Origin of the sequence: Metabacillus dongyingensis, assembly GCF_019933155.2 — a bacterium.
Taxonomy (GTDB): Bacteria; Bacillota; Bacilli; order Bacillales; family Bacillaceae; genus Bacillus_P; species Bacillus_P dongyingensis.
Genome location: NZ_CP082944.1, coordinates 2,344,520 through 2,356,895, shown reverse-complemented (window position 1 = coordinate 2,356,895; position 12,376 = coordinate 2,344,520). Strand labels below are relative to the sequence as shown.

Below are 12,376 nucleotides of genomic sequence, written 5' to 3'. Positions count from 1 at the left end.
TTCATTTAAAAAAGGTGTATGGTGAAAGGACATTATTTAAGTCCTTTCACATACACCTTACTAGTCTTTCTTTATTTTTAATCATTGGTAGTGCTCAATTTGTCCTCATACCATCCAGATTCATCCCCTACATATTGTGTGGAGGAAAAGAATGTTTAAACACAAAGTGAACTTGCACGATGTGGCACTGTAATGTAATAACTGTACTGGAGGGTTTGGCCTATTTACGTTTTTTATCGATTATGCAAGAATTTTTTACATCGTTGATTTATCAACGTTTTTGGCTTTCTTCAGAAGCATTTCCCGCTTATTTTTTTAAAAGGATAAATTCTTTATCAACAGGAAGTTGTAAGCTGGATACCATTTTGTTAACGGCACTAAACAGAGCTTTTACAGAAGAGGTCATAATATCAGCGTCAATCCCGCAGCCCCAATATACAACACCATCCATATCGGTAATCCCTACATAAGATACAGCGTTTGATCCTGAGCCTATTTCTTGCGCATGCTCTTTATAAACTAAATCTTTATAATAGATACCCAATTGGGTTTGAAGAACGTTGCTGATAGCGTCTAGTCTTCCATTCCCCACACCGTTAAATTCATGTACTTCATTCTTCATCCGGATCGATACAATTGTTTCGTAATGATCATTTTGAGTAAATTTGTAATTGATAAACTCGACAGGGGTATTAATATTCACATATTCGTTGATAAAAATGTCATAGATTTCATTCGGCATAAGCTCCTTGTGCTTTCGATCCGAAACATTTTTAACACTATATCCGAAGCTCTCACGCATTTCGGCAGGCAGATCAAGTCCATACTTTTGCTGAAGCACATAGCCGATTCCACCCTTACCGGATTGGCTGTTAATACGGATGATATCTCCTTCATATTTTCTGCCAATATCCATCGGATCAATCAATAGATAAGGGACGGTCCAATACTGACATTCTTTTTCTTCACGCCATTTCATCCCTTTGGCAATGGCATCTTGATGGGAGCCTGAAAATGCAGTAAAGACGAGTTCACCGCCATATGGGTGTCTTTCGTGAACCTTCATTTTTGTCAATTCTTCATACATGGAAATAATTTTAGGGATATTTTCAAAATTCAGCTTAGGATCCACTCCGTGTGAAAACATATTTAATGCTAGCGTTACAATGTCTACGTTGCCTGTTCTTTCTCCATTTCCAAACAATGTTCCTTCAACTCTCTCCGCTCCGGCAAGCATTCCAAGCTCTGCATCTGCAACCCCGGTTCCTCTGTCATTGTGTGGGTGAAGTGACAGGATCACATTGTCCCGGTAGTTCAGATGATCACTCATATACTCAATTTGACTTGCATAAACGTGAGGCATGGAGATTGATACCGTAGCTGGGAGGTTGATAATCACCTTGTTTTTGACTGTCGGTTTCCATATATCAAGTACCCGGTTGCAGATATCAAGTGCGAACTCCACTTCTGTACCCGTGAAACTTTCCGGGGAATACTGAAACTGGAAATCTCCCTCGGTTTCATCAGCATATTTCTTAAGCATCTTTGCTCCGGTTACAGCTATGTCAATAATTTCTTCTTCAGATTTTTTGAATACTTGCTCACGCTGTGCCACTGATGTGGAATTGTACAGGTGCACCACTGCTTTATTCACACCTTTTAGCGCTTCAAATGTTTTTCTTATAATGTGTTCTCTTGACTGTGTTAGCACTTGAATAGTCACATCATCCGGAATTAAATCTTGTTCAATCAATCTGCGTAAAAAAGCGAATTCTGTTTCCGATGCAGCGGGAAAGCCCACTTCTATTTCCTTGAAACCTACTTGCAAAAGCAATTGAAAATATTCTAACTTCTCCTCCAGACTCATAGGGACGACCAAAGCCTGATTTCCATCTCGAAGATCTACACTACACCACGTAGGAGATTCCGTAATATACTCCCTCTCTGTCCATTTCAAGCTTTTCACTGGGGGCATAAAGTAACCTCTAGAATATTTTTCGATATTCATTCAGACTCCACCTTTTTGTTAATTTATTTGAAAATAAAAAAGCCTATCATCTCATAAGAGACGACAGGCTTTGCCTACGTGGTACCACTCTAATTGATTCATTTAAAAAAACTAAACGAACCCGCTTAAGGACTTTATTACGGCGGTCAACCGTTAAGACCTACATATCGGCCTTACCACTCCTGGGCGAGTTGGGGGATTTATTGACTGTCTTTCACCAGCCGACAGTTCTCTTAACAATAAATATTCCTTAATACTCCCGTTCATAGTGTTTCAGTTAATTAATTTATTTGATTTATCTGATTTTTCTAATCTTATAATGAATTTTAATAATAATCAAGCCATAATTTTTAATTTTGCTCAATTAAAAAACCAGCTTCGCAAATAACAAAGCCAGGTTATGTTACAACTACACTTTCCATCTCACACAGATAATTTCAGTTATGTGTCTACGAACAGTGCTGTCACCGATGGTGTTTTCTTTTTTGGAAACGATTACAAAATTGTTGAGGAAAGTGCAGGGCTCATTAGCTATTCTGCAATTTCCGTTTTAATATTATCCCCAATAATATCCCCAAAACTTTCGCTTGTGCTGAATACATAATTCCTACAGTCACAAGGAATGCGTATAAGTACATTTCTTCACAATGTCACACCGATTTTAATATAAATATCCTGTTTTGTTTGGAAGTGTTATTCCATTAAACTGCCCGCTGTTAGTTATTTAAGTGCCTACATTGATGAACATATTCTTTTTGCTATTTCGTCTAACTCTGTCCGTGATGGATTTACCGACCAATCTGCATCAATTTTAAACGAATCTCCCTTAAATCGTGGGAATACGTGCAAATGCGAATGGAAGACTTCTTGAAAAGCTGCTTCACCATCTGCAAGAAAAAAGTTAATGCCCTCACATTTTACATCGGACTTACGAATTGCATTTGCTAACTTTTGACCAACAGTAAACATTCTGGCAGCTATCTTTTCTGGCACATCTGACAAATACACATAGTGATTTTTAGGAATGACCAGCAAGTGCCCTTGATTAATAGGTGAGATGTCCATAAAGGCAATTACATAATCGTCCTTATAAACAATACTGGAGGATATATCGCCTGAAACTATTGAACAAAAAATACAATCATTATGGAAGTTTGAAGTCATGTTTTTTCTCTCCTTAATAAAGCTACATCTAAATTAAGTTTTAAAAACATTAATTTCTCTGGATATGTCGAATATTCCTTCTTTAAAATTATGAATTCCTTATTTAAACTGCCTATTACTTTAAGTACATTACTTCACAATCTCTATTTTGTAACATAAATATCAAATTAACTTCCGAGTGTTATTCAATTATCTGGTCCGATTCCACAATATCTTACAACTACCTATACGCTAGAGAGTAATCCTTGTAATTAACGAATAAATGATCGTTCTTCTATTATCCAAGCTTCTGTTACCTCTAAAAACTTCTTAGCTGCTGGAGAAAGAGTGGTAAACGAAGTAGAAGCAATACCAATCGTTCGGTATATTTCATCACCAATGTAGACTGACACTACTTTATCCATTGAATTTGGCAGTGTCATCTCCGGTAAAACACTAACTCCTAACCCAGCTTGAACTAATGCGACTATTGCATGGTCATCACCTATTTCAAATCGGATACTAGGTTTTAATTTTCTCTCTTTAAAAAGCTTTCTTATATAGGCATCGCACCCTTTTTTGGGCATGATAAAAGGTTCTGCTGCTATCTTCTCCATCGTAATAGAGCCATCTCGACAAAGCGCATGTCCTTGAGGGAGAAGTAAAACGAATCGGTCTTTTTTTAGTATCAATACCTCATGAACATTTTTTGGTGTAACTGATATAAAACCCAAATCGACTAAACCCACATTGATCCAGTGTTCCACTTCCTCATAACCCCCTTCTAATAATTCTACTTGGATAGAAGGGTAGTTCTGTTGAAATTGTTTCAAGATTTGAGGCAGCCATTTAATGGAGACACTAGAAAAAGTACCTACTCTGATCGTACCTGTGTGTCCCCCTGTGATACTCGCTGCATCTTGTTCCATTTGTTCCTTTATGTGCATGATTTTACTTATATAACCTAACATCCGTTCTCCATTTGCAGTAATGCTTACCCCTGATCGGTTTCGTTTGATTAACATAAAACCTAATTCAGATTCCAGACTGGTTATTGCATGACTCACTGCTGATTGAGACAACCCCAGTTCTTCTCCAGCTCTAGTAAAGCTCCCTGTTTGTATTACTTTCAAAAAAATCTCCATTTGAATAAGCGTCATGATTTTATCCTCATTTCCATGCATGAATATTATTCATGTTTATAATCATAAAGATTCATTTTACTAATGTAAAGAAAAGGGTTATTCTTTTATTAGAGTTTTTATTGAAAGGAGAAATGAAAATGTCAGAATTATCTTACGTTTTAGTCGACGTTTTTACTGATCAAAGGTTTGGAGGTAATCAACTGGCTGTATTTCAATCCTCAATACCACTTGCTACAAATGTAATGCAAAAAATAGCCCGGGAATTGAACCTATCTGAAACAGTGTTTATTTTCCCGCCTAGCGATCAGACCAAAACTAAAAAAGTACGGATCTTCACCCCGCAAATTGAGTTGCCAGTAGCAGGTCACCCAACAGTAGGAACCGCATTTCTCTTAGGACTTGAAAATTGGGTAGAGACCGTACAAGGTGTTAATGAGTGGATTTTAGAAGAAGGGGTAGGAGATATTCACGTAACTGTTTATAAAGAGCATGATAAAATCACAAAGGCCGAAATGAGTCAGCCAATCCCGAAATTTGGAGAAGTGTATCATGATACCAAAGTCATTGCTGATCTTTTGTCATTGTCTGTTGACGAAATTGATACTAACTTGCCTATCCAAACGATTTCATCCGGTGTTCCTTTCTTATATATTCCTGTACGTTCACTAGATGCCATGAAACGTATCAACTTCCGAAATGATGTGTGGCAGCAATCTTTTTCAGCTAATAAGGATACGCAGCATATTTTCGTATTCACGCTAGAAACTGTAAATCCTAGTTCAACGGTACATGGCCGCATGTTTGCCCCTGCCATGGGAATTACTGAGGATCCCGCTACTGGTAACGCCAGTGGACCTTTAGGGGCTTATCTCATCGAACATGCACTCATTCCATTCAATGAAAATGGAACATATACCATCCGCAGCGAACAAGGTTTAGAAATGGGGCGTCCTAGTTTTGTTGATATTTCTATCAGTAAAGAAGGAAATGATTATAAACAAGTCAAAATCGGAGGAGCTTGTGTGAAAGTAGGGGAAGGAAAAATTTATATATAATTGTGTTAATGGATGCAAAGCAATTACATGAAAAGTGACGCAGAAGACATACAAAAAAAGACCGAAAATTCTCTCTTTTTTCTTTAATTACTATACCTGAAATTTTTATTTGTTATTCAACAATTTGTCCCGATTGTTGATCAGAACCATTGAAACCGCCCTTTACTTCAATAAGACTTTGTTAAGCAATCGCCCCCGATTGCTTAATAAGCTTTATTTTCATTTGCTTATAAATTATTGTTTATTCCATTCCATTAAGGACAATTCATTTTGTTTCTACGGTAAGTTAGTTTAACAAAAATGGCGTTAACCCTTCTTGGATTAACGCCCCCGATTGTTGAAGATCTTAACTACTCTTTCTTGTTGAACTAAGCACCCGTTAGTTCAAAGTTATTTGTCCTTTTTTAACCTTCTGGTTGTTTATTCATATAATGTTGAAGACCAATCTGAAAAGGAGTGAAATCATATGGTATTTTTTCTACCACAAGGTCCAATGAGACAACAACCACAATCGCCTCCCCCGACATTCATTCCACCCAAGCCTTCTGTATCCTATGTAATTGACTGTTTATACCAAAACACATATGTTTGGCTAATAAATGGAGAACGCTTTTGGTTTTACCCAACTCGCGTCGAGTATGGTGAAGTTTCTGGATATAGATGGAACGGTGTCTTCTGGATGTTTTATGGTATTGATCCAAGATTTATTGATGCTGTTGCCTGTCCTCCAACCCCTACTCTTTACTAAATGCAAAAGCCCTTTGTGGAAATTAAGTACCACAAGGCTTTTTTACATTTATGGCCTCAACAAATAAACGGGTTCATTGATCTAATCTAGAATTCCTTTATTATGATTAATTTTTCAATCGCCTTCTTATTCCTGTTAAACTAAACTCCCTCGATAAACTAATTTCAATCTCACGAATGCTCTAGAATTCTTAGGATTTCATAGCCATATCATTAACCAGTTTCTAAGTAAGATCAGCATTACTCCTAATGGATAGGGATTTACCCCCAAAAAGTGAATACTTAGCTAGCCAATTACAGGAAGTAATTGATTAAGTATTGTTATGATTGCACTTTTGGAAGTTCACATGTCTCATGAAGGTCAACCCTCCCCTGCCTAACAGAGTCGATGCCCCTTGTGCTGCAAACGCTTTCGAATGTTGAATAAGAAATTGAATTCGAATACCTTGCTTATCGTATTAGTAATACGATTAATATCATACAGAAAACTATACTTAAGATTAAAGAAAATATCTTTTTCCACCATTTATCTTTTGAAATAGTAAATAAAACTAATGTTATTGTTACAAATAATATTTTTGAAGCATTCTCGTTTATGTTCATTTTTCCAGGTAAGATGACGGCTGTTAAAAAAAGCAACAAACCCACTGCAATTGAATTTAAAATCATTCGCAAAGCCATAATAATCAACCTCTATATCTAAATTAAAATCGAAAAAGACTTTGTACCTTTTTCAACTATAAAGAGTGATCGCATTATGTAGCAATCGCCCCCGATTGTAGAATAAAGGACACGATCCACTATTTTTGAATTGCGACTTTTAATGGAATAACATAAAATTATCCTCATTCTTAAATAATCACTTTTTTATGTTCAACTAAAGCACTCGTTCGTTTAAAATTCAGTAAAAATAAATAATTACCAAGAACAATGAGAACACTGCTATTAACAGTGTCATTGTTCTTTTGTTCGTCGTCGACCTATATCAGTTTTCTGAAATATTTGAGAGGTAAACAGCCAGTTGAACGAAGGTTCCTGAAAAGCCCTCCTGAACCATTTCTTGCAACTCCTCGTAAGTTTTCATTTCCTCCTCAGTTGGGGATACAGGTGCCCCAATCATCGTAAGTATTGTTTTACCTTCATGCTCGGTGAATGTAAAAGTATTGAGAATTTCCAATGGCCAGTTGTCGTTAAAAGGAGCACGTACGATGTTACCATTTTCATCAGAAAAGAAAGAGGTGTAAACGAGTTTCTCTGGAGCATTTACTTCATGATATACAAATTTGACCCACATTACATTACCGTCAGGAGATATCTGGCTGTAATGGAAGACACCATCCTGGCGAAGTTCAAACTTAGAAATATTAAAAGCCCATCCTTTTGGGCCCCACCAGTTCTGCAGATGTTCTGATTCGGTAAATGCCTTAAATACAAGCTCACGAGGAGCGTTGAAACTACGGGTGATTTCGGTTTTTGTAAACATTTTATTCCTCCAATTATTGTTTTTTATTTTGTAACTCCTTCAGATAAAGTTCCAAGCTGTCGAGTTTTTCTTCCCATATTTCACGATACTGCTCCAACCAAATGTTTAATGCCTTAAAGGGTTCTGAACGAAGCTTATAAATTCGACGATTTGCTTCCGCATAAAATTCCACCACCCCTGATTTATAAAGCACACTTAGATGTTTAGATGCCAATGGCTGGCGAATCTGAAGTCGGTCTGCAATTTCTCCCACGGTGAGAGGTCCGTCTCTAAGGAGTTCAACAATCCTTAATCGATTTGGCTCGGCAAGAGCACTTAATAATGTAGTATTCATCTTTACACCACGATATATTAGAATTATATTCCTTTGATTAAAATATAAACGAACAGGAATATTCCCGTCAAGTAATATTGAAGAAAATATTTATCTCTAACTTAGTATAGCAAGGGGAGGTGAATCGGTCTTTTCTATATTTTGCGGCTCTCTTCATTATTTTAAAACGAATGAGATGTGTCTTCTTTTGTATTGTCGTTTTTCGGAGTTATAGAAGTTTATTTTCATAATGGATAAAACGACTTAGATATTGGTTATGAATGATAAAACATGTTAAACATATTCAAGTAAACATGTGATCATAAATTCTTTTAGATTTCCTTTTTACAAATACATAAAAGCTTGAGGGTGATTCATATGCTTGCGTTAGGCATTCTTATCTCCATATTGATTAGTACTTTCGTTCTTATTGTCTTTCTGGACATAGTACAAGGTAATGATATATATGTATCTTGGTTTAGTCTTAAAAAAATTTTGAAAGTAGCAAGAGGTGAAGATTATTTTCTTATCTCGATTTTTATTGCTATATTTCTGCGATTATTTTGGTACCATGTACGCGGTAAGAAATAACCTCCATTGATTTTATGAAAGAACTTGTTTTATTTTTCCTTTTATAAAAACTGTAATTAATAATAGTGCCGGGATAACTATTTGAAAAGGTATATGAAGAAGATAAGGAACTTTTTTTAGCCCTTCATCTAAATGGTTTTGGTAACTAGGTGCAATGATAATTGACGATATATAAATGATTGCTCCTACAAAATAAGTAGAAAACAAACTGGGTTTTAATTTGAACAAGTTGTTCATTCCAATGACTGCACAAAAGAAAAATATTGATACTTTTATAAATGCTAAGATCACAACTAATAGAATGACAAAAGTATCTAATCGCTGGATAAATCCCGCAATATTTATATAGCTAACTGCTGTAAGGGCAGGAAATGCAGATCTTGATTGGACGTCAGTACCCAGTATGCAAATTAATAAAAGTGTGTTTAATGTTAAATACAAACCCACGAATACAACCGCCATACTTCCAACCTTTATTAATTTCGTTTGTTTATTTATATAAGGAAATATCATAGAGAGAATAATTAATTCCCCATAAGGAACCGTTATATTTAACGGTATTAATTCCTTTAGTATCGGTTTCCATCCGTCTGCAAGAATGGGTTTTACATTTTCAAAATGGATTAAATCACCTATTACATAAAAGATATTTAATATAAATAAAGTGAAAGCAACCATAATAAAACATATACAAGCTGCCCTTGTGAATACTTCTATACCTAAATTCACTGAGTAGATTAAGACAAACGTCATACAAATACCAATTGTAATAATCGAAGTATTATTGTATGGCGCACTAATTAATAATTCCTCAAAGTCTCGTAAAACTCTTGATGCGATATAAATAAAATAAATGATATAAAAGTAACCTATTATGCCTCCAATATATTTCCCCCATATCTTCCTAACATATTCCGTTAAGGGTAAATCTGGAAAACGCTTGTGGAGTTGTACATAAACTGTAAACAAGATCAACCCTGCAAAAGGTGAGATTAGAGTTACGATCCACGCATCTTGTTTTGCTCCACTGCCTAAATCTAAAAAAACCGCTGTCCCAAACATGAAAAGAACCATAATACAGAATAATTGAATGCCATCAATTTTTATTTTGGACAAAACAAATCACCTCTTTGTTATTTTGTTTCATAGGGATCCGTTAACATTCCTGAATTATATATAGAAGTATTCACATGAACATCGACACCTGCATTAGCGAATATTTTGTCCCACTCTTTTTTATGTTTTTTCCAATATTCAGGATTTTCCTTTGATAGTTTATTTCCAAACCCAAAAACATCTGATTCAGCCTCTTGTGCGAATTGAATTGTTTGTTTTATTTGGTTTATAACTTCTTTTTCCAAATCACTTTCCAATTTTTTCAGCACTTTTGTTTTACTAATATCAATATTGCAATTTGTTTCACCGATTTCACCGTTTATTGTTACGTTAACTTGTAAAGCTGGACTAGGTTTTATAACAGTTTTAATCGTACTCTTAATTCCTTTGGCTGTAAATGTAATGTGCTTATTTCCATCACAGGATATGGGAAACGACGTACTGTCTACTTCTGATAGAATTAAATGAGCAGTACGAGCCATTTCTCTATCGTACCAATTCATTAATTTATCTTTATTAAAAATCGCTAAACCATTAATTTCTATAATAGATGGTTCTATATCTTGTAAATTTTCAGTTTGGTTTCTCGATTTTAGTTCCTTATTTAATTTAATCCCAGTTAATAGAAGGTTTGTTCCTTCACTGGATAAAGCAGAAATGACTTCATATACAGGCATGACCTTTGCAACCCCATACATTTTTTGATTGTTTTCACTTGTACTAATGATGCTTTTTGTTGGATTTGACTCAATAGGTTCAATTACCCCTAAAATGTCTTCAGCAGACGAACCTCTTGCAATAAAAACCGGCATATACGTTCTTGCATTTTCCCCTCTTTCAAACGCATCAAATAATAAATTCAGTCCGTCTCTCGCCACCTCTTCACCAATAACTATTAGAGATAGATGTGAGATGTTATTTTCTCTCGGTATGATCGTAGTTGCCAAACGATATGCTTCATATATAGATTTAGCTTCTACCGAATAATTAATAACCGGTATTCCATTTGCATCACCTGTTGAAGAGAATTGACTGGGGTTTACCACTTGATAGGTAACCCTGTAACCATTATTATTTTCCTGAGAATGATCGATTCCCATAGCAATAATCAGACCTAATTCATTTAATTCTCTATAGTTGGAACATCCAGTAAGCAACATCATACATAAAAGCATTGTGTAGATTTTCTTCATTTTTGATCCCTTCTTATATTCACTCGAGTTTCATTTGATTTATTTACCGGTGATTTCTTAAGCGCGAAAAGATTGGAAAACGAATTAAACCATCTCTTTGTCCACCTATTCTTAAAGGTGCAAAAGGAGCGAAATAAGGTACACCTAACGATCGTAAACTACATATATGCAGTAAAATACATAATGAAATTAGTAAAATTCCATAAAAACCAATAAAAGCAGAGCTGAAAATAATTATAAAACGCAGCCCTCTCGCAACATTTACAATACTTGTATTCGGAATCGTAAAGCTACTAATGGCAGAAGTGGCTACAATGATAACAATTGCAGCAGAAACAAATCCAGCCTCAACCGCTGCTTGACCTAAAATGAGTGCTCCTACAATGGAAACAGCAGGACCAATTGCTCTAGGCATACGTACTCCAGCCTCTCTTAGCACTTCAAATGCAAGTTCCATTATTATTAATTCAACGATTGCCGGAAAAGGAACCCTTTCTCTTTGGGCCATTAACGAAACCATTAATGTAGTGGGGATTAATCCATGATGGTGTGTAATTAAAGCTAAATAGATAGCAGACGCGTACATATTCACAAAAAATGAGCCAATTCGAATTAATCGTAAAAAAGAACTAAAAATATTGTTTTCATAATAATCTTCTGGTGATTGAAAAAACTGGATGAAATAGACCGGTAAAATTAAGACAAATGGTGTTCCTTGTATGAGAATAACAATTCTGCCTTCTAATAAATTCGCAACAACAGTATCCGGCCTCTCAGAATTTTGCAGAAGAGGAAAAATTGTTTTTCTGTTGTCTCGGACTACCTCTTCTATATAATTGGAATCAAGTATGCCGTCTATCTCAATCTTCTTTATCCTAGACACAGCTTCTATAACCATGTTCTTATCCGCAATTCCCTCAATATACATAATGCCAATATCCGTTTTTGTCACACTTCCTACTTTTGTACGTTCAAGCCTTAATTTAGAATTTTGAATTCGAGCACGAACTAATGAAATGTTTGTACTTATATTCTCTGTAAAGCTATCCTTCGGTCCTTTAATTACTGTTTGGGTAGTTGGTTCAGTAATAGAACGAGATTGAATTTTTTGTGTACCAACAGCTATTGCCTTTGAGCAGCCATTTATCAAAATCACTGTACATCCGGCCAAAATACGATCTAAGAGTTCAGACCAGTCTAAAATAATAGTGATGGAGGCTGCAGATATAATTTGAATGATATGATCTGCCAAGTCTTTTGTAGTATTGGCAGACTCGATTTCTTTAAGAAGTTGTATAATTGGCTTAATCACATTTTCATTCATGCTTTGTTCGTCTACGATACCTTCAATATGTATGATGGATACATTTATATTAGTGGAAAAATTGAGTTTTCTAATAGATAAATCGGCACTGTTTCCGAATTCATTTTCTAGGGTTTTGATGTTTTCATCTACATTCTCGCTTATTGGAATAATATTATTATTTTTTCGGAACACGATAAATCCCCTTTAGATGAAATGCCATACATGTTAGAACATTATTATGTTTCCCGGAATAATCTTAATTATGATTTAGATTTT

At 35.3% G+C, this 12,376-nt stretch carries 10 protein-coding genes and 1 other annotated feature; of the genes, 2 read left to right on the top strand and 8 right to left on the bottom strand.

The window, feature by feature from the left end; all coding sequences use genetic code 11:
• Positions 1-307: 307 nt before the first annotated feature.
• From K8L98_RS11650 to K8L98_RS11640, 3 genes are all read right to left on the bottom strand, one after another.
• The gene (locus K8L98_RS11650) at positions 308-2,008 is read right to left on the bottom strand and encodes a 2-isopropylmalate synthase (protein ID WP_223442618.1); all 1,701 of its coding nucleotides are present in this window, start codon (positions 2,006-2,008) and stop codon (positions 308-310) included.
• A gap of 53 nt (positions 2,009-2,061) precedes the next feature.
• Positions 2,062-2,284 (bottom strand) — a binding site (T-box leader).
• Between the two features lie 456 nt (positions 2,285-2,740).
• On the bottom strand, positions 2,741-3,172 hold the full coding sequence (locus tag K8L98_RS11645; protein WP_223442617.1) for an HIT family protein: 432 nt from the start codon (positions 3,170-3,172) through the stop codon (positions 2,741-2,743).
• Between the two features lie 251 nt (positions 3,173-3,423).
• Positions 3,424-4,311: a LysR family transcriptional regulator gene (locus tag K8L98_RS11640; RefSeq protein ID WP_223442616.1), complete on the bottom strand. Its 888-nt coding sequence runs from the start codon at positions 4,309-4,311 to the stop codon at positions 3,424-3,426.
• A 122-nt stretch (positions 4,312-4,433) separates the two neighbouring features.
• Here K8L98_RS11640 and K8L98_RS11635 point away from each other — a divergent pair, with 122 nt between their 5' ends.
• The gene (locus K8L98_RS11635; RefSeq protein WP_223442615.1) at positions 4,434-5,351 is read left to right on the top strand and encodes a PhzF family phenazine biosynthesis protein; all 918 of its coding nucleotides are present in this window, start codon (positions 4,434-4,436) and stop codon (positions 5,349-5,351) included.
• Positions 5,352-7,083: 1,732 nt separating this feature from the next.
• Here K8L98_RS11635 and K8L98_RS11630 read toward each other — a convergent pair.
• Both K8L98_RS11630 and K8L98_RS11625 read right to left on the bottom strand, forming a co-directional pair.
• Positions 7,084-7,581 carry an SRPBCC domain-containing protein gene (locus tag K8L98_RS11630; RefSeq protein ID WP_223442614.1) on the bottom strand — a complete coding sequence of 166 codons (498 nt, stop codon included), beginning with the start codon at positions 7,579-7,581 and terminating at the stop codon, positions 7,084-7,086.
• Positions 7,582-7,594: 13 nt separating this feature from the next.
• On the bottom strand, positions 7,595-7,915 hold the full coding sequence (locus tag K8L98_RS11625; RefSeq protein ID WP_148359539.1) for an ArsR/SmtB family transcription factor: 321 nt from the start codon (positions 7,913-7,915) through the stop codon (positions 7,595-7,597).
• Positions 7,916-8,272: 357 nt separating this feature from the next.
• On the opposite strand from K8L98_RS11625, the gene K8L98_RS26990 reads away from it, so the two are divergent.
• Positions 8,273-8,485, top strand: coding sequence for a YczF family membrane protein (locus tag K8L98_RS26990; RefSeq protein ID WP_476703494.1), 213 nt, complete (start codon positions 8,273-8,275; stop codon positions 8,483-8,485).
• A 12-nt stretch (positions 8,486-8,497) separates the two neighbouring features.
• On the opposite strand, the gene K8L98_RS11620 is transcribed toward K8L98_RS26990, so the two are convergent.
• From K8L98_RS11620 to K8L98_RS11610, 3 genes are read right to left on the bottom strand one after another with little or no spacing between them, the layout of a single operon-like run.
• A complete protein-coding gene (locus K8L98_RS11620; protein WP_223442613.1) occupies positions 8,498-9,601 on the bottom strand; it encodes a GerAB/ArcD/ProY family transporter in 1,104 nt (367 codons plus the stop codon).
• Positions 9,602-9,618: 17 nt separating this feature from the next.
• Positions 9,619-10,794 (bottom strand): Ger(x)C family spore germination protein, encoded by a 1,176-nt coding sequence (locus K8L98_RS11615; RefSeq protein ID WP_223442611.1) that lies wholly within the window; start codon positions 10,792-10,794, stop codon positions 9,619-9,621.
• 43 nt (positions 10,795-10,837) lie between these two features.
• Positions 10,838-12,292 carry a spore germination protein gene (locus K8L98_RS11610; RefSeq protein ID WP_223442609.1) on the bottom strand — a complete coding sequence of 485 codons (1,455 nt, stop codon included), beginning with the start codon at positions 12,290-12,292 and terminating at the stop codon, positions 10,838-10,840.
• Positions 12,293-12,376 lie beyond the last annotated feature (84 nt).

Coding starts and splice junctions, on each gene's coding strand:
- K8L98_RS11640 (WP_223442616.1), bottom strand. CDS start 4,311: ATGACGCTTATTCAAATGGAGATTTTTTTGAAAGTAATACAAACAGGG.
- K8L98_RS11645 (WP_223442617.1), bottom strand. CDS start 3,172: ATGACTTCAAACTTCCATAATGATTGTATTTTTTGTTCAATAGTTTCA.
- K8L98_RS26990 (WP_476703494.1), top strand. CDS start 8,273: ATGCTTGCGTTAGGCATTCTTATCTCCATATTGATTAGTACTTTCGTT.
- K8L98_RS11625 (WP_148359539.1), bottom strand. CDS start 7,915: ATGAATACTACATTATTAAGTGCTCTTGCCGAGCCAAATCGATTAAGG.
- K8L98_RS11650 (WP_223442618.1), bottom strand. CDS start 2,008: ATGAATATCGAAAAATATTCTAGAGGTTACTTTATGCCCCCAGTGAAA.
- K8L98_RS11635 (WP_223442615.1), top strand. CDS start 4,434: ATGTCAGAATTATCTTACGTTTTAGTCGACGTTTTTACTGATCAAAGG.
- K8L98_RS11630 (WP_223442614.1), bottom strand. CDS start 7,581: ATGTTTACAAAAACCGAAATCACCCGTAGTTTCAACGCTCCTCGTGAG.
- K8L98_RS11615 (WP_223442611.1), bottom strand. CDS start 10,794: ATGAAGAAAATCTACACAATGCTTTTATGTATGATGTTGCTTACTGGA.